This window comes from Mesorhizobium sp. LNHC252B00, from assembly GCF_000502955.1.
GTDB lineage: Bacteria > Pseudomonadota > Alphaproteobacteria > Rhizobiales > Rhizobiaceae > Mesorhizobium.
Genome location: NZ_AYWO01000002.1, coordinates 146,999 through 165,060 on the forward strand (window position 1 = coordinate 146,999; position 18,062 = coordinate 165,060).

An 18,062-nucleotide genomic window follows, 5' to 3' on the forward strand; every position below is an offset into this window, starting at 1 on the left:
GATGGCGCGCGCGGCAGCTTCCCGACGGTCCTTCCTGGGCCATAGCTACAATCTCGTGGGCGTCGTGGCCTCGCTGGTCATCGTGGCGTGGACACTGATCGCCATCTTCGCGCCTTCCATCACTCCCCATTCAATCGGCGACATCGTCGAAGACGATTATTTCGGCCCGATGCGTCAGGGCCTGTGGCTCGGCTCAGACTATCTGGGACGCGACATGCTCTCGCGGGTGCTGATGGGCGCGCGCTACACCGTCGGCATATCGCTCGCCGCCGTCGTCATCGCCTGCTTCTCGGGCGTGGTACTGGGGATGATCGCGGCCGTCACCGGCGGATGGTTCGACAGCTGTCTCAGCCGCTTCCTCGACGCGATGAACTCCATCCCCAGCAAGCTGTTTGGCCTTGTGGTCGTCGCCGCGGTCGGCTCGTCGATCCCGGCGCTGATCATGACGCTCGCCGTCATCTATATCCCCGGCGCCTACCGTTTCGCGCGGGCGCTCGCCGTCAACATCAACACCATGGACTTCATGACTGTCGCTCGCGTCCGTGGCGAAAGCACCTTCTATCTCATCGGATCCGAAATCCTGCCCAACATCATCCGCCCGGTGCTGGCCGACTTCGGCCTGCGTTTCGTCTTCATCGTGCTCTTGCTCTCCGGCCTGTCCTTCCTCGGCCTCGGCCTGCAGCCGCCGCTCGCTGACTGGGGCGCGCTGGTGCGCGAGAACATCGGCGGCCTGCCCTTCGCGGCGCCCGCCGTCATCGTTCCGTCGCTGGCGATCGCCAGCCTCACCATCAGCGTCAACCTGCTGATCGACAACCTGCCGCAGAAGATCAGGGACAGGGACGCATGACCAATCTCGTCGAGGTCAGGAACTTGCAGATCGAGGCGACGACCGATGCCGGACGCGTCGTCGAAATCATCAAGGGCGTCAGCCTCGACATCGCCGATGGCGAAATCGTCGCCCTGATCGGCGAGAGCGGCTCCGGCAAGACGACGGTGGCGCTCTCGCTCATGGGCTATGCGCGGCCTGGCTGCCGGATCACTGGCGGCGAGATCAATGTCAACGGCAAGAACTTGGCGGCACTTTCCGAAAAGGAACGCGCCAAGTTGCGCGGCACCGTCATTGCCTACGTTCCGCAAAGTGCCGCGGCTTCCTTCAACCCCTCGTCCACCATTATGGAGCAGGTGATCGAGGTTACGCGCATCCACGGACTGATGTCTCCCGAGCAGGCGCGAAGGCGCGCGGTCAAACTGTTCAGGGCCTTGTCGCTGCCGGATCCGGAAGGAATCGGCGCGCGTTATCCGCACCAGGTTTCGGGCGGGCAATTGCAGCGGCTGTCGGCGGCCATGGCGCTTATCGGCGAGCCCAAGTTGATGATCTTCGACGAGCCGACGACGGCACTCGACGTGACGACACAGATCGACGTGCTAAAGGCCTTCAAGTCGGTCATGCGGGCAGGCGGGATAGCGGGTGTCTACGTTTCGCACGACCTCGCTGTCGTCGCCCAGATCGCCGACCGCATTGTTGTGCTCAAGGGCGGAGAAGTGCAGGAGACCGGCACCACGGCACAGATTCTTTCGGCTGCCCAGCACCCCTATACGCGCGAACTGCTGGCCGCCTTCGAACCGAAGCCGCGGCAAGCACATGCGGACACAGATGCCGCCGTGAAGCCGTTGCTGCGCATCGACAATGTGACGGCAGGTTATGGCGCGGTCCGCGATAACGGACTGCCACTCATTCGCGCTGTGGATTCCGTCAGCCTGGTCGTCGAGAAGGGGCGCAACCTCGGCATCATCGGCGAATCCGGCTGCGGAAAATCGACGCTCGCGCGCGTCATCGCCGGCATCCATCCGGCGGCGGCCGGTGACATCGTTTTCGACGGCAAGCAACTGGAGCGCGCCTCGGGGAAACGCAGCCAGGACCAACTGCGCGAGATGCAGATCGTGTTCCAGTATGCCGATACCGCGCTCAATCCGGCCAAGGCTGTGGAGGACATCATTTCCCGGCCGCTGGCCTTCTATCACCGGCTCGACAGGCAGGCGCGCTCGAAGCGCGTCGATGAACTGCTCGACATGGTCCGCCTGCCCAGGACGCTGCGCTACCGTCGCCCGTCGGAGCTCTCGGGCGGCCAGAAGCAGCGCGTGAACTTCGCGCGCGCCCTGGCGGCCGGACCCAAGCTCATCATCTGCGACGAGATCACCTCGGCGCTCGACACAGTGGTGGCGGCCGCGGTAATCGAACTGCTCAAGGAGTTGCAGCGCGAGTTGGGCCTTTCCTACATTTTCATCAGCCACGACCTCTCGGTCGTCGACGCGATCTGCGACGAAATCATGGTTATGTACAATGGCGAACGGGTGGAGCAGATCACGCCCGACAGACTGAAGGCGCCCACCCACCCCTATTCCAAGCTTCTGTTCTCCTCCGTGCCGAAGCTCGATCCGACCTGGCTCGATGGCCTTGTCCGAGACCCCGAGTTGGTCAGCCAGTACGGCCATCGCTGACGAACCGGCAGCCTCACCTAGGAAACAGGCTGGGCAACGGTATATGCGCCTTGACGATGGGAGACTTCAGCACCACGAAGCTGAAATACTTGTCGATGCCGATATCCATGTCGGTCAGCCGCTCCATGATGGTCTGATACTCACCGATGCCGGCGGCGACGAACTTCATCAGATAGTCGTAGCCGCCCGACACGAGGTGGCACTCAATGACCTGGTCGATCTTCTCCACCACGGCGAGAAAGCGGGCGAAGTCCACCTGGCGATGGTTCTTCAAGGTGATTTCGGTGAACACGGTCAGCGTCTGGCCGAGCTTGCCGATATTGATCTGCGCGGAATAGCCTTCGATGTAGCCTTCCGACTGCAGTTTCTTCACCCGCATCAGGCACGGGCTCGGCGACAGATGCACCAGATCAGCCAGTTCCACATTTGTGATGCGGCCGTTCTTCTGCAATTCGTGAAGAATCTTGATATCGATCCGATCCAGTTTCACGGTCGTCTCCGCACAACGCATGCCACAGCACAAAATGCTGCCTTGCTCATAGGCATTGACACTAGCACAGCCCGCTGGCCTGTCCATCCAAGCGGACAGCGCTTTGAAACGCATCGGCTCCCGATTTCGACCGAGCTGCCGGAATAAAATTCTGCTTCGGCTTCAACTGCGGCAGCGGCTGCCTGCGCGACGCGGTAGATTGGAGCTTCAAGGTAGAGAGGATCATGCGCGCGCCGCTGCAGCAAATCGAGACATCCGGCGAACTGCCGCAATCCGCCGACGCGGTGGTGATCGGCGGCGGCATCGTCGGTGTCTTCGCGGCCTACTATCTGGCCGGGCGCGGTATGAAGGTCGCGCTTGTCGAAAAAGGCCGCATCGGCGCCGAGCAGTCCTCGAGGAACTGGGGATGGTGCCGCCAGCAGAACCGCGACGCCCGCGAGTTGCCGATGGCAACAAGAAGCCTCGACCTGTGGGACAGCTTTGCGGCAGAGACTGGCGAAGACACCGGCTTTCGCCGCTGCGGCCTGCTTTATCTGAGCAATGACGAGGCGGAACTGGCCGGCTGGGCACGCTGGCGTGACTTCGCCAAAACGGCCGGTGTCATCACGCACATGCTCGACAGCGCCGAGGCCAGCGAGCGAGGCCGCGCCACGGGCCGGACATGGAAGGGCGGCGTCTTCTCCCCGACCGACGGCACCGCCGATCCGTCGCGGGCCGCGCCCGCGGTCGCCCGCGCCATCCTCAAGCTCGGGGGCACCGTGCACCAGAATTGCGCCGCGCGCGGTATCGAGACCGAAAGCGGACGCCTGAGCGGCGTGGTCACCGAAAGTGGAACGATCCGGACCAAGGTGGCGGTGCTGGCCGGCGGCGCCTGGGCCTCCTCCTTTTGCCACCAATTCGGTTTCCGTTTTCCGCAGGCGTCGATCCGTTCCTCCATCCTGTCCGTATCGCCCGGCGCGGAGGGTCTGCCGGATGCGTTGCACACAGCAAGGATCTCGGCCACGCGCCGGGGCGACGGCGGCTACACGCTCGCCATAAGCGGACGCGGGCGCGTGGACGTGACGCCGCAGCAGTTCCGCTTCTCGTCGCAATTCCTGCCCATGTTCCTGAAGCGCTGGCGCAGCCTCGCACCTGGCGGCCTGCAGGGCATGCGCTGCGGCCACGAAACGCTCCGGCACTGGCAGCTCGACCAGCCGACGCCGATGGAGCGGATGCGCATCCTCGATCCGGTCCCGGACCAGGCAACAATCCGCCTGACCCACGCGCGGGCGCTCGAGTTGCTGCCGGCACTGCGCCAAACCAGGATCAGCGCGGCCTGGGCCGGCTACATCGACAGCACGCCGGACGGCGTGCCTGCCATCGGCGAGATCGATACAGTTCCGGGTTTCTTCCTGGCTGCCGGGTTCTCTGGGCATGGCTTCGGCATCGGACCCGGCGCCGGGCATCTCGTCGCCGATCTGATGACCGGCTCCAAACCGATCGTCGATCCGCAATCCTATGATCCCAGGCGCTTCGACATTTCGGCCTGGGGGAAGGTTGCCGATTTCTAGACTTGATACAGGCAGACATCCCAGGACGGCACGGATCGCATCAGCCGTCCCGCAGAAAGGCGCCGATAGGCGCCGGGCGGACAGGCGCTTGCCCGCGGAACCGGCCGACAGCGCCAGGCGTGCAGCCGGTCTGCGCCGCGATAAGTTCGACACCGGCCAACTGACAATAGCGCCCCTGGCATCGCCCCATGCCGATGCGCGATAGCGACTTCACCCTGTTGGCCTCGCCCCCGCCGAAATCCACACCCTGACGTACGGCTCCGGCAGTCACGTTTTCGCAGCGGCAGACGACCGCGTCGTCGGGGAGTGCCCGCACCATCGCCGCCGGCCAAGGAAAGGCGCGAGCCAGGCCGCGGGCGAAGCGCTCGAGCCGCGAGAGCTTGCGCAGATCGCCCGCCGTGGAGGGCGCTGGCAATCCAAGATCAGCAAGGCATGCCGCCGCAGCCAGACGCCCCGCGATCTCCGCGCCGTCCGCTCCCAAAAGACGAACCCCATCGCCTGCTAGGTAGACGCCCCTGCCGGCACGCCCCATCCGGTCGGTCTTTGGCAGCCATTGCCGCCACCGCTCATCATAGGTGAAAGCGCATCCCGCCAGGTCGGCCAGATGCGTCTCCGCCCGCAGGTGCCAGCCCATGCCTATCGTGTCGCATGGAGTGAGACGCTGCCTTCCGCCGGCGTCGCGCCAGCGCATCGCTGTGACACCCTTCCCGTCGGCATCAATCCGTTCGAGCGTCACGCCCGCATGGTAGCGGCCGCCGAGCCTCGCCCGCAGGACCAGACCGCGTAGCGCGACCAACGGCCGGGCGGCAAGGTCCCAGAACCCCTGCATTTGCTGGTGCCAGGAGGAGGTATCCAATACTGCCGCCACATTCCCTCCAGCCTTGACAAGCTGGGCGCCGACCAACGTTAGCAAAGGCCCCGATCCGATCAGGACGATCCGCTGCCCGAGCGCCACACCCTGCGCCTTGAGCGCGATCTGCGCCGCACCAAGACTGTAGACGCCGGCGCGCTGCCAGCCCGGGACCGGAGCGACACGGTCGGATGCGCCGGTGGCAAGGATCAGGCGGTCATAGCTGACTAGCTGCATGCCGCCCTCCCCCAGCACGTGCAGGCGATCTTGCTGCACGGCGATGACCGAGCGTCCCGCGCAATGAGTGAGCCGCCCGTCCGCCGCCAACCGATCGAACAGCGCATGCAGCGCGCGCGCCTTCGCCGCCTCCGACCCGTAGAGCTGCTCCGGGGTGCGGACGAACCCGTCAGGTGCGCGACGATAGATCTGGCCGCCGGCGCGCTGCCCTTCGTCGATCACCACCGGATGGAGGCCCGCATCGACAAGTGCCGCCGCCGCCCTTATGCCGGCTGGGCCAGCGCCCACGATCACGATCCGCGGCGACGGGGCCTCACTCACGGCCAACTCTGCGGCGGCGTGGTGCGCAACCGCATGCCTTCGGCTATCAGGGTTGTGCACGCCCGCAGGCGCGGCCCCTCCTCCTGCCATATCCAGCAATCCTGGCAGGCTCCCATCAGGCAGAAGCCGGCGCGCGGCTCGGGTCCGAACTCGGACATTCGCAAGGCGTGTCCTGACGCCAGCATCGCGGTCAACACAGTATCGCCCGCGAGAGCACTATCGGTCTGCCCGTCGAGAAAGAAATGCACCGCCGCCCGGTCGCGCTCGGCCAGCCGGACGATACGGCCGGTCGTGATCATTCCGCGGCCTCTCGCACAGGGTGAGGACGCGGCAGTTCGGGAAAGCGTTCGCAAACGTCATCGAAAGCCGCCTGGACACCCTCCGGCCCGGAGCGCTCCTTCATACGGCGGAAGATTTCCGTCTTGGCAAAGAACCGCCAATGGATCGGCAGATCCCTTAATATGGCGGTGAGCCGATCATAGGCCGCCGGAGTCCACTGCGCTTCGTAGCCTTCCCGCTCCGCACCGAAATGAAAATGGCCAGCGGACGGCTTGTGCCCCGCGCGCAGCCTCGCGGTCGCCTGCTCGTCGACCTCGCCATCGCGAATGACGACGCCATAGTCGCGCTCGGCAACAATCGGTGACACATAGCCGCGCCGCACATCCTGCGCGACCCGCCAGGCCTCGCGTTCATACGGATCGCCGCGCCCGCCGCCTCCGGCGGAGCGGATCTCGAGCACGTCGCCGGGCTGCAGAACCGCAGTGTCGATGTTGCCCAGCCGCCGCTCGTGCCCGGTTCCTGGATTGACGACCATGTCCGACAGGCCGGCGGCCTTGCCGCCCAGCACACCCCAGGGACGGAAGAAGCTGCGGTCGCGGTTGCGCGCCGTGATCCTGGAGTCGGGAGCAAAGACGCGGAAGGCCATCTCGGTCGCCAGCCCGCCGCGCCAGCGGCCCGCCCCGCCGCTGTCCTTGGCGAGCCCGTATTTCACGAATTCGACCGGGGTCTCGGTCTCGGTGATCTCGATCGGCGTGTTCTTGAGATAGGCGGCATCGGCGCCCGATCCGTTGGTCCCGTCGCGATGCGGCATCGCCCCGCCGCCGCCCACCACCGGATTCACCGCTGTGATGATGGTCCGGTAGGTGCGCTCGTCCGTGGTCATGACGTTGACGATGCAGTTGTTGCCGGCCGGCGCCGCGGGCAGGCGCTCCGGCACTGCCTGCGAGAAGGCGCCGAAGATGACCGACCGCAGCCGGGCGCAGGTGAGCGAGCGCATGCCGACAGCCGCGGGGTGTATCGGATTCAGCACCGAACCCGTGGGTGCGATGCAGGTGAACGGCCGGGTCAGACCCGTGTTGAGCAGGATCTTCGGATTGAGCGTGTAGAGCACGTAGTAGACACCCACCAGCAGCATGGTGTGTCGCGGGTCGCCACCCGAAGGCACGTTGAGCGAAGAGCCGAGCTGCGGATCGGAGCCGGTGAAGTCGAGCACCGCCTCATCGCCCTTGATCGTCAGCGTCAGCTTCAGCCGGCACGGATTGGCCTCGACGGAATCCTCGTCGGCATAGTCGCAGAATTCCCATGTGCCGTCGGGCATGGCGCGCAGCACGTCGCGCGCCTGCGCCTCCGCATGATCGAGAAGAGCCGCAACACCTTCAACGAAGCCGGCCTTGCCGAACTTCCCCACCATTGCCTGGACCTTGCGCTCGCCGGTGTTGAGCGCGCCGACCAGGGCCTTGATGTCGCCGATGTTGAGATCTGGCTTGCGCACATTCGTTCTCATGATCCGCAGGATCGCCTCGTCGAAGACGCCCTCTCTCACCAGCTTCATGGGAGGAAAGCGGATGCCTTCCTGATGGATTTCGGTCAGCGCGCGGCTGAGCGAGGCCGGCACCGCGCCGCCCATGTCGGTATTGTGGATGTGCCCTCCCGTCCAGGCGACGATCTCGCCATCGACGAAGACGGGCTTCCACAAATGGGTGTCGGGCGCGTGCGTGGCGACGTGGCCTGAATAGGGATCGTTGGTGAAGGCAACGTCACCCGGCCGGTAGTCGCCGACCATCGCGATAGCGCGGTGATAGGAAAGCCCCGGATACCAGGTAGCACCAAGCTCCATCGGCACGGCGAAGGTCGCTCCCGAACGATCCATCAGCATGACCGTAAAATCCTGCGTCTCCTTGACGAAGGCGGAGTGCGCTGTGCGGTGCAGCGTATGGGCCATGTTTTCAGCCGCCGCGCGGGCATGGTTCGCGAGAACCTGAAGGTTTGTCCGATCAAACATGGCCTCACTCCGCGAAGGTCAGCAGAAGGTTGAGATAGCGGTCGACCCGTGCATGCGCTCCTGCGGGAATGGCGAACGTGGTGTCTTCCTGAACGATCACGGCAGGTCCGTCGAATGTGCTGCCCGACACGAGGGCCTGGCGGTCGTGGAGGTCGACGGTTTCGACGCTCGCACCGGTGTAGACCGGGAGACGGCGCGCCGGGGTGGCCGCAACGTCGACCTCTTCGGTCTCCAGAAGCGAGAGTTTCGGCCCGGCGCCTATGGCAGACAGCCTGATATCGACAAGCTCGATCTCGCCGTCCGGATCGTGGAAATCGTAAAGCCGCTGGTGGGTAAGATGGAAGGCCTGCTCGATAGCGGCTACGTCGCCGTCTGCCAGCCATTGCGGCGAAAGGACGACTTCGATCTCATAGCTTTGGCCGAAGTAGCGCATGTCGCAGGAGATAGTGAGTTCCGCTGCCGAGTCGTGCCCCTGCGCCGCAAGCCAGCCGCGCCCCTCATGCGCGAGCGCCTCGAACGCCTCGCCAATTGCGGGGAGCGTAGCGCCCGACAATGGGGTGAAGACCGTGCGGATGAAGTCGCCGCGCAGATCCGCCACCAGACCGCCCAACGCCGATACCACGCCGGGACGGCGCGGCGCCATGACGCGCTTCATGCCGAGCTCGCGGGCAAGAAAGGCGCCGAGCATCGGGCCGCCGCCGCCGAAAGGCATCAGCGTGAAATCGCGCAAATCGACGCCGGCGCGCGAAGCAAGCTTCTCGACCTCGACGAACATCTCCGACACCGCGATGTCGAGGATTGCCTGCGCGGTCTGCTCAATGGGGCGGCCGAGGCGGGCGGCAAGCTCGCCGACCGCGCGATGGGCCAGGCCGGTATCGATTCTGAGCTGGCCATAGGCCATCTCGCTGTGACCAAGCCATCCGCACACCACCATCGCGTCCGTCACCGTCGGCCGCTCGCCGCCACGGCCGTAGCACGCGGGTCCTGGCGTCGAACCGGCCGATTCCGGTCCGACCCGCAGCACTCCCTGCGCATCGACACTGGCGATCGAGCCGCCGCCGATACCGATCGAGCTCACCGACACGGAGGGGATATGGAGCGGAAATTCGCCGATCAGTTCGCCTGTCCCGAATTGCGGCTCGCCGTCGATGATGAGAGCGAAGTCGGCCGAGGTCCCGCCAATGTCGAGGGTAAGGATCTTGTCCTCTCCGGCCTGACGCGCCAGCCACGAGGCGCCGATGACGCCGGAGGCAGTTCCCGACAGCAGCATGTTCACGCAAGCGCGCTTGCCTTCGGCAGCGTTCATCAGCCCACCGTTCGACTTAGTCAGCATGGGGCGGGCCGGCACGCCGTGGTCCTTCAGCCGCTCTTCCAGCGCCGTCAAATAGCCCGAGACGCGCGGATGGACATAGCCGTTGAGGATGGCGGTCGAGCTACGCTCATATTCGCGGATGACCGGCCAGACCTCGGCCGAGGAGAAGACGAAGAGCTCCGGCGCAAGACGCGCGATCGTCGCCTTCACCGAGGCTTCCTGAGCGGCATTGCGCCAGGCATGGAGGAAGGACACGATGATACCTTGCGCCCCGTTCGCCTTCGCCACTGCCACCGCCGTTTTTACCGCCGCCATGTCCGGCGCCTGGGATTCGCTCCCATCGGCACGCATGCGGGCCGGAATGCCGAAAACCATGTCGCGCGAGATCAGCGGCTCCGGCCGCGAGCAGAACAGCGAATACATGTCCGGCATTCGCAGCCGCGCCAGTTCGATGACGTCCTCGAAGCCGGCATTGGTGAACAGCGCGAGCGGTGCGCCCTTGCGCTGGATGATGGTGTTGATGCCAATGGTCGTACCGTGCACGAAGCGCGTCATGCGGGTCGGATCAAAACCTTCACGTTCGGCAAGAAGCGTGAGGCCCGTGATCAGTTCGGCACCCGGATCTTCCGGCGTTGTCAGCACTTTCAGCGAGGCCACTCGTCCGGAACGGGCTTCCAGCGCGCAGAAATCGATGAATGTCCCGCCGATGTCGACGCCGACCTTCCAGTCGGCTTCGTTTTGCGCCTCGTCCACCGCGATGGCACCATCCATGATGCGTCCCTTCCTGTCTGCCTCCAAAGCTGACATGACAGGATGGCGAGGTCCAAGACGTATGACGACGAATGATATAAGTCTTGCTTATGCCCTTGCCTTGTCACCGCCCAGCACGAGGGAGCAGGCCGCACGGATTTGGTCGCGCATCATCTCATCGGCCCGCGAAAGAGCCCGCGTGCGCGACGTCAGCAGCGCAATCGGAAACTCCGGGCCTGCCGAGAGCGGCCGGACGGCAATCCCGGCAAACTGATGCCAGGGCAGCAACGCGTCGACCAGGGCGACACCCAGGCCGGCCTGCACGAAGCCGACCGCGGAGATCGACACGTCGATCTCGAGCGACGGCAAAAGCGCCACACCCTGCGCGCGGGCAGCGTGAGCCAGCTCGTCGGCGGGACGGGTGTTTCCGCGATAGGATATCAAGTCCTCGCTGGCGAGATCGGCGAGCGTCAGCTCGGTCTTCCCGGCCAACGCATGCCCGGTCGGCAGCAGGCAGGCGAAGCCGACGCTGCCGATCACTTCCGCCTCGATGTCCGGAGGCAGCCGGTCGTCCATGGCCACGCCGAGGCTGACGTCGCCGGCACGCAGCATGTCGATGATCGCGGCGATCGGAGCCATATGAGACCGCAGCAGTATCTCTGGATGCTGCGCCCGGAATCCGGTGAAGGCGCGCGGCAATATCGCCATGGCGGGCGGCGGCGAGGCCGCGATCCGCACCAGCCCGGTCCGGCCAAGACGCAGGTCGGTAGTCTTGCGGCGCAAACCCTCCAGCCCCGCCGACAGCCTCTCGGCATCGGCGAATATCTCGAGCGCCTCCGGGGTCGGCCGCAGCCGGCCCTTGACGCGCTCGAACAACGTGAAGCCGAGTTCATCCTCAGTGTGGATGACGATCTGGCTCAAGGCGGGCTGGGAGATGTTCAGCATCCGGGCCGCGGCAGTCACGGTGCCCGCGCGCATGACGGCGATGAAGACTTCAAGCTGCCGGGCCCGCATTGCCACTCCATAGGTAGAGCTTATGGCTTCTGTCCAAACGCATCTTTGACGCAACACCGCGGCGCGAACAAGATGGGCACATCCAAGGATCAGCCGCTCTGCACTGGGAAACGACTATGGATGTGATCGTGCTGGGCGGCGGGCTTATGGGAACGGCTTCGGCCTATTTCCTTGCTAGGCGTGGCGCGCGCGTAACGCTGGTCGAGCGCAACCGGATCGGCACCGGAGCGACAGTCGCCTCCTTCGGCAACATCCGGCGCACGGGGCGCCATCTGTCCCAGCTTCCACTCGCCCACCGCTCGCTCAGGCTGTGGGGCGAGGCCGAAAGAATGCTTGGCCGTGACGTGGAATTTCGCGCCACCGGTCACATCCGGTTGATCTTCGATGAAGGAAGCCTTGCCGACATGCGGGCCTATGCGCAAGCCACGCGACCGTGGGGGCTCGATCTGGAGGAACTCCGCCCACGCGAGATTAGCGCGCGCTTTCCCGGACTCGGTCCCGAGGCGATCGCGGCGTCGTTCTCGCCGCAAGATGGCAGCGCCAATCCGCGGCTGATCGCGCCGGCCTTCGCCGAAGCTGCACGCAAGCTCGGCGCCGAAATCGTCGAGGAAGCCGAGGTGGACAAGATCACGTACACGGGCTGCGGTTTCCTTGTCGCCAGTTCGAAAGGTGCATTCGCCGCCGACTGCCTGCTCAACACCGCCGGAGCCTGGGGCGCGCGCATTGCCGCACAGTTCGGCGAAGAGGTACCGATCGACGCCCGCGGTCCGCAGATGGGTGTTACCGAGCCGCTGCCCAATCGGATTCTGCCGGTGGTGGGCATCTGGACGCGCAACAAGGAGCATGGCGCCTATCTGCGCCAGGTCGAGCGGGGCAACATCGTCTTCGGCGGCGCGGCCGAAAGAGTGTCGGCAAGCCTCGATCCAGGCCATGCGGTCGCCGATCCCATGGGCCTTGCGTTGCAATTGCGCGCCGTCGCGCGGCTGCTGCCGGCAATCGCCCGGGTCGCAGTCATCCGCACATGGTCCGGCTGCGAGGGCTATATCAGGGACATGCTGCCGGTCATGGGGCGCTCGGCGACGACGCCGGGCCTGTTCCACGCCTTCGGCTTCAGCGGACACGGCTTCCAGCTCGGCCCGGGCGTGGGCGACGCCATGGCCGAACTCATCATGACTGACCGTTGTGAAACGCCGCTCGGCGATTTCAGAATCGATCGATTCAACCAAGGCATCTGAAGCTGCGGCGAAAAGCTTCAGTCCGCGTCACACCCGAGAAGGCACGGAACGTCAGGCTCAATCATGGCGCCGGATGAACTGTGCTTTGGGCAAATGCTGCCGCCGGCAACGTCTGCGGTTGCCTTGCCTTCTCCAGCCTTCGCTTCGCACCTCAGACTAAGATTAGGTTGTCAGCCGGTTTCAGTTGCCTTGCTCGGTTCAACCTTAAGCCCGTGCGCCGGTCGGCTTGGCATCTCAGCCATCCTCTTCGCGCTTTATCGACTGAGAATTTTCAATAGCAGAGTAAAACACGCAATCTGGTTTCTCTATAGAATTTGTAGAATGACTACTCTGTCGTCGTTGTCGTGACTGCGACTGACTTTTTCCAAGAGCCGACAGGACCGAACCATTATGCCCAAGAATATCGGCCAGTTCCTCCCTACGCCGGCAGGCCATCGGCCAGTTTGAGTACTCCCCAACCAACGCTCAATTCGCCTGGAGATTACCATGACAAATCCCGATCTCACCAATGCAGCCGCACTGGAAGTGGACGTCACGCCACTCACAGCACGTGTCGGTGCAGAGATCCGCAACGTACATCTATCCGGTGACCTGCCACATGCGGTCGTGGTGGCAATCAATCAGCTTCTCCTGCGCCATAAGGTCGTGTTCTTCCGCGACCAGGGGCACCTTGACGATGCCGAGCAGGAGCGTTTTGCCCGACAGCTCGGCGACCTCGTTCCGCATCCGACGCAAGGGCCTGTGGTCGGCACAGCGTCGATCCTCGAGCTTGACTCCAGCCGCGGTGGCGGGCGCGCCGACCAGTGGCATACCGACGTCACCTTCGTTGACGCCTATCCCAAGTTCTCGGTCTTGCGCGGCGTGGTTATTCCGTCGGCTGGTGGCGACACGATCTGGTCAAACACGGCCACAGCTTATGAGAGTTTGCCGCCAACGCTGAAGCGTTTCGCGGACGATCTTTGGGCCGTTCACAGCAATGCCTATGACTACGCCGCGGTGAGACCCCGGGCGACCGAAGCCGAAACAAAACACTTCGATGAGGTGTTTACTTCCACGATTTACGAGACCGAGCATCCCGTTGTCCGGGTGCATCCGGAGACCGGGGAGCGCACCCTCCTTCTGGGCAATTTCGTGCAGCGGTTCGTTGGCTTGTCCAGAAGCGACTTCCACAGGGTCTACGAGTTGTTCCAATCCTACGTTACCGCCCCTGAAAACACCGTCCGCTGGCGTTGGCGAGCGGGGGACGTGGCGATCTGGGACAACCGCGCGACGCAGCACTACGCCGTCAATGACTACGGCGATCAGCGCCGGGTCGTGCGCCGCGCCACTGTCGACGGTGACGTGCCCATTGCAGTCGACGGACGGCGCAGCGTCAGCCGTACGAAATCAGCCAAGCCGGCGAGGATCAAGGCCGCCTGAGCAGAGCGAACCTCCTTCAACTCCATGCGACAAAGGAAACAAAGGGAACTGACGATGCCCAGAAAGATCAAGCTTGGCGCCTTCCTGCCTGGTGGCGGACAGCATATTGCCGCCTGGCGCCATCCCGACGCGCCGGCCGACGGCGCCACGAGCTTCGAATTCCATAAGAAGCTTGCTTTGACCGCCGAGCGCGGCCTGTTCGACGCTTATTTCCTCGCCGACAATCTGACGGTCGGGCTCGGCGCCCGCGAGGGCGGCAATGCCAAGATCGCCGGTTTCGAACCAGTGACGCTGTTTGCGGCCCTAGCGCCGCTCACCACGCATCTCGGCTTCATCGCCACCGCGTCCACCACCTATGAGGAGCCATATACGCTGGCGCGCAAATTCGCGTCGCTTGATCTGTTGTCCAACGGCCGTGCCGGCTGGAATGTGGTGACCTCGGCCGGCGACGAGACCGCCCAGAACTTCAACCGCGATGTCCAGCCCAACCATGCCGACCGCTATGCCCGGGCGCATGAACATGTCGAGACCGTCAAGGCGCTGTGGGACAGCTGGGAGGACGACGCCTTCATCCGCGACAAGCAGTCGGGCCGCTTCTACGACAAGGACAAGCTGCACGACGTCAATCACAAGGGCGCGCATTTCAGCGTCAAGGGTCCGCTCAACGTGCCGCGCCCTGTGCAGGGGCATCCGGTGGTGGTGCAGGCCGGGCAGTCCGAGGATGGGCGCGGGCTGGCCGCGCATTCGGCCGAGGTGATCTTCACCGCTCATCAAAAGCTCGAGACGGCACAAGAGTTTTACCGCGACATCAAGGCGCGCGTGGCGGCTGTCGGCCGCGATCCCGACCAGGTGCTGATCATGCCTGGCGTGGCACCCTTCGTCGGCCGTACCGAGGGAGAAGCCCGCGCCAAATATGAGCAGTTGAATGGTCTCATCCTGCCCGAGGACGGCGTCGCCCTGCTCAACGCGCTGGCCGGCCAGACGCTCGACATCACCGGCTATCCGCTCGACGGACCGCTGCCGGTAGCCAAGGAAACTGAAGGCATGAAGAGCCGTCAGGCGCTGATCCGCCAGATTGCCGACGAGCACAACTTCACGATCCGCCAGCTCTACCAGTGGGTGGCGACGGCGCGAGGCCACTACACAGTCATCGGCAGCGCCACCCAGGTGGCAGATCAACTGGAAGAATGGTTCACCAATGAGGCGGCCGACGGCTTCAACATCCTGCCGCCGTGGCTGCCGGGTGCGCTCGACGATTTTGTCGATTTGGTGATTCCGGAGCTGCAGCGCCGCGGCCTGTTCCGCACCGCCTATGAAGGGCGGACGCTGCGCGAGAACCTTGGCCTCCGACGTCCCGAAAACCCGTGGACATCAGCTCGCTCGACCGTGCTGGCCGCCGAATAACCCTCTGAAGCGAAGGGCAAGACGATGACTTTGCAGAACGTCGAACAGCCGACCGTCATCGGCACGCACGGACACCGGACCAACATCGGTATCGATTTACTGCGCCTCGGCAATTTGACCGCAGGCCGCTTCCTGTCACGTTACGGCGTCCTCGTGGGGTTTCTGGTGCTGTGGCAGGTGGCGAGCAGCGCCGGGTGGGTGAATGCCGCTGTGCTGCCGCCCATCGACATGATCGCTGCCGCTCTGTGGAAAGGGCTCGCCGGCGGCGCCTTGCTCGGCGACATCGCCATCAGCCTGCAGCGTGCCGGCATTGCCTTCGCAGCAGCCGTCGCGGTCGCCATTCCGCTCGGCCTGTTCATGGGCCAGGTGCGCGCGGTCGAGACCGCGCTCGACCCGATACTGCAGCTGTTCCGGCAGACCTCGGCACTGGCGCTCTACCCTGTGTTCATCCTGCTGCTCGGGCTGGGCGAAACCTCCAAGATTTTTGTCATCTTCTGGGCGACACTGTTTCCGCTGCTGCTCAACACCACCAGCGGTGTCAAGGAAGTCGATCCGAAGCTGCTCGAGATGGCGCGTGTCTACGGCGCGACGCGGCTCACCGTGTTCCGCCGGGTCGTATTGCCCGGCGCCGTGCCGTCGATCTTCGTTGGACTGAGGCTCAGCGCCACCACGGCACTGCTGCTGTTGATCGCCTCCGAAATGATCGGTGCCAACAAGGGGATCGGCTTCCAGGTGATGAACGCGCAGTACAATTTCCAGATCCCGCTGATGTTCGCGGCGATCGTCATCCTCGCCAGCCTCGGCCTGATCGCCAACCAGGTTCTGGTTATCCTGCAGCGGCGGCTGTGCCGCTGGAGCAATCCCGTCAACTGAGCAGCCCCTCCTCTCATCCTAGGAAAGACCGGATCATGAAAATCACGCGCCGTTCCCTGCTTGCAAGCGCCCCCGTTGCCGCCGGCATCATCGCCGCCGGCCTGCCCCGCTTCGCTTTTGCGCAGGCCGCAGCCGTCAAATTCCGCTACCTCGCCAGCCGCGGCAGCATCTCCCCGCATGAGCTCGCCGACGAGCTCGGCTACTACAAGGACCTCGGTGTCGAGCTGGAGAATGTCGGCTACGCCACCGGCGGCCCGGAATCGTTGTTTGCACTTTCCTCCGGCAGCGTCGATCTCGGTTCGGCAGCCACGGCCGCTGTGATCAACTCGATCTCCGGCGGCAACGACTTCGTCGCCGCTTACCCGAGCAATGGCATCAACAAGGACGTGAAAAGCGTCTTTTACGTGCTCGCGGACAGCCCGATCAAATCGATCGCCGATATTGCCGGCAAGACCATCTCGGTCAACACACTCGGCGCCCATCTCGACTATACGGTACGCGAAGCACTGCACAGCGTCGGTCTGCCGCCCGATGCCGCCAACCTCGTCGTCGTGCCTGGTCCACAGCTCGAGCAGACCTTACGCTCGCATCAGGTCGATATTGCTGGGCTCGGCTACTGGCAGGCAACTTTCGCCGGCGCGCTGGTTGCCAATGGCGGCGTGCGCGGCGTGTTCAACGATACGGACGTGCTGGGCGAACTCGCAGGCGGCTTCGTCGTGCTGCGGCGCGACTTCATCGCCGCCAACCCGGCAGCTGCCCGTCACTTCGTCGAACAGTCTGCCCGCGCCGCCGATTGGTCGAGGCAGAACCCGGACGAAGCGCGCAAGGTGCTCGCCAGCATCCTCGACAAGCGCGGCGAAAATGGCGACCTGGCGCGTTACTGGACCGGCTTTGGTCTGCGCGAAGGGGCACAAGCGACCGACCGCGACATCGACTTCTGGGTCAGCGTACTGGAGCGGGACGGCCGCCTGGCCAAGGGCAAACTGAAGGCCGCCGACATTCTGTATCGGCGCGGCGAAACCAAGACGAACTGACAGCTGAGATGGACTGGGGACTGAAATGACTGGCACCAAAGGCGGTGGAGAGGTCTCGATCCGCGACCTGTCGAAATCATTCACACTCGGCGGACGTCAGCTTGCCGTTCTGCGTACGCTTAACCTCGATGTCCGTTCCGGCGAATGTCTGGTCATCGTCGGTGCCAGCGGGTCGGGCAAGACCACGCTGCTGCGCATCCTTGCCGGGCTGGAGGCCGCCGACAGTGGCCGTGTCGCGATCGACGGCAAGCCGGTCGACGGTGTCGGCGCCGAGCGGGCGGTGATCTTCCAGGAACCGCGCCTGCTTCCCTGGTTGACCGTACTCGGCAATGTGGCCTTCGGTCTCGAGGTGCGGGGCGTCGCGAAGGCGGACGCCGAGGAGAAGGCCCGCTTCTACATCGCGCTCGTCGGTCTCGCCGAATTCGCCGACGCCTTTCCCCGGCAGCTTTCCGGCGGCATGGCCCAGCGCGTCGGCATTGCCCGGGCGTTGACGGTGCAGCCCGAGATCCTGCTGCTCGACGAGCCGCTAGGCGCTCTCGATGCCATGACCAAGATCGGCATGCAAGAAGAACTGGCTCGCATCTGGAGCGAGGAGAACGTCACCATGGTCATGGTCACCCATGATCTGGAAGAGGCGATCTATCTTGCCGACCGGGTGTTGATCCTGCCCAAGGAGAAAGGCGGTGCGGCGCGGTTGATCGACGTCGACCTGCCACGTCCGCGCGACCGCAGCGAAACCAGGTTCGTGCGCTATCGCGAGGAATTGTTGCGCGAGTTCGGCCTGCATTGACCA

General features: G+C 64.5%; 15 protein-coding genes. 9 read left to right on the forward strand and 6 right to left on the reverse strand.

What is annotated here, in order from left to right:
• The first annotated feature begins 1 nt into the window (after window position 1).
• Window positions 2–847, forward strand: coding sequence for an ABC transporter permease (locus tag X744_RS165925; RefSeq protein ID WP_031259579.1), 846 nt, complete (start codon window positions 2–4; stop codon window positions 845–847).
• Window positions 844–2,499, forward strand: coding sequence for an ABC transporter ATP-binding protein (locus X744_RS165920; RefSeq protein WP_023757296.1), 1,656 nt, complete (start codon window positions 844–846; stop codon window positions 2,497–2,499). Before X744_RS165925 ends, X744_RS165920 begins: the two co-directional genes overlap by 4 nt.
• A 13-nt stretch (window positions 2,500–2,512) precedes the next feature.
• Here the strand turns inward: X744_RS165920 and X744_RS165915 are convergent, their stop codons facing one another.
• Window positions 2,513–2,989 (reverse strand): Lrp/AsnC family transcriptional regulator, encoded by a 477-nt coding sequence (locus tag X744_RS165915; protein WP_023757297.1) that lies wholly within the window; start codon window positions 2,987–2,989, stop codon window positions 2,513–2,515.
• Between the two features lie 224 nt (window positions 2,990–3,213).
• Here X744_RS165915 and X744_RS165910 point away from each other — a divergent pair, with 224 nt between their 5' ends.
• Window positions 3,214–4,539, forward strand: a complete 1,326-nt coding sequence (locus X744_RS165910; RefSeq protein ID WP_023757299.1) for an FAD-binding oxidoreductase — start codon at window positions 3,214–3,216, stop codon at window positions 4,537–4,539.
• Between the two features lie 40 nt (window positions 4,540–4,579).
• Here X744_RS165910 and X744_RS165905 read toward each other — a convergent pair whose 3' ends face one another.
• The 5 genes from X744_RS165905 to X744_RS165885 all read right to left on the reverse strand — a co-directional run bounded on the left by X744_RS165905 (window position 4,580) and on the right by X744_RS165885 (window position 11,304).
• Entirely contained in the window at window positions 4,580–5,947 is a 1,368-nt protein-coding gene (locus X744_RS165905; RefSeq protein WP_023757300.1) for an FAD/NAD(P)-binding oxidoreductase, read from the reverse strand.
• Window positions 5,944–6,246 carry a (2Fe-2S)-binding protein gene (locus X744_RS165900; RefSeq protein WP_023757301.1) on the reverse strand — a complete coding sequence of 101 codons (303 nt, stop codon included), beginning with the start codon at window positions 6,244–6,246 and terminating at the stop codon, window positions 5,944–5,946. Before X744_RS165900 ends, X744_RS165905 begins: the two co-directional genes overlap by 4 nt.
• A complete protein-coding gene (locus tag X744_RS165895; RefSeq protein ID WP_023757302.1) occupies window positions 6,243–8,228 on the reverse strand; it encodes a hydantoinase B/oxoprolinase family protein in 1,986 nt (661 codons plus the stop codon). The genes X744_RS165900 and X744_RS165895 overlap by 4 nt, the downstream gene beginning before the upstream one ends.
• 4 nt (window positions 8,229–8,232) lie before the next feature.
• Window positions 8,233–10,311 carry a hydantoinase/oxoprolinase family protein gene (locus tag X744_RS165890; RefSeq protein WP_023757303.1) on the reverse strand — a complete coding sequence of 693 codons (2,079 nt, stop codon included), beginning with the start codon at window positions 10,309–10,311 and terminating at the stop codon, window positions 8,233–8,235.
• Between the two features lie 87 nt (window positions 10,312–10,398).
• The gene (locus tag X744_RS165885; protein WP_023757304.1) at window positions 10,399–11,304 is read right to left on the reverse strand and encodes a LysR family transcriptional regulator; all 906 of its coding nucleotides are present in this window, start codon (window positions 11,302–11,304) and stop codon (window positions 10,399–10,401) included.
• Window positions 11,305–11,420: 116 nt separating this feature from the next.
• On the opposite strand from X744_RS165885, the gene X744_RS165880 reads away from it, so the two are divergent.
• The 6 genes from X744_RS165880 to X744_RS165855 all read left to right on the forward strand — a co-directional run bounded on the left by X744_RS165880 (window position 11,421) and on the right by X744_RS165855 (window position 18,059).
• Entirely contained in the window at window positions 11,421–12,539 is a 1,119-nt protein-coding gene (locus X744_RS165880; RefSeq protein ID WP_023757305.1) for an FAD-binding oxidoreductase, read from the forward strand.
• Window positions 12,540–13,025: 486 nt separating this feature from the next.
• The gene (locus X744_RS165875) at window positions 13,026–13,958 is read left to right on the forward strand and encodes a TauD/TfdA family dioxygenase (RefSeq protein ID WP_023757306.1); all 933 of its coding nucleotides are present in this window, start codon (window positions 13,026–13,028) and stop codon (window positions 13,956–13,958) included.
• Between the two features lie 54 nt (window positions 13,959–14,012).
• A complete protein-coding gene (locus X744_RS165870) occupies window positions 14,013–15,362 on the forward strand; it encodes an LLM class flavin-dependent oxidoreductase (protein WP_023757307.1) in 1,350 nt (449 codons plus the stop codon).
• A 24-nt stretch (window positions 15,363–15,386) separates the two neighbouring features.
• A complete protein-coding gene (locus X744_RS165865) occupies window positions 15,387–16,235 on the forward strand; it encodes an ABC transporter permease (RefSeq protein WP_023757308.1) in 849 nt (282 codons plus the stop codon).
• Window positions 16,236–16,270: 35 nt separating this feature from the next.
• Complete coding sequence (locus X744_RS165860; protein WP_023757309.1) at window positions 16,271–17,269, forward strand: ABC transporter substrate-binding protein; 999 nt, start codon at window positions 16,271–16,273, stop codon at window positions 17,267–17,269.
• A 25-nt stretch (window positions 17,270–17,294) separates the two neighbouring features.
• Window positions 17,295–18,059, forward strand: coding sequence for an ABC transporter ATP-binding protein (locus X744_RS165855; RefSeq protein ID WP_023757310.1), 765 nt, complete (start codon window positions 17,295–17,297; stop codon window positions 18,057–18,059).
• Window positions 18,060–18,062 lie beyond the last annotated feature (3 nt).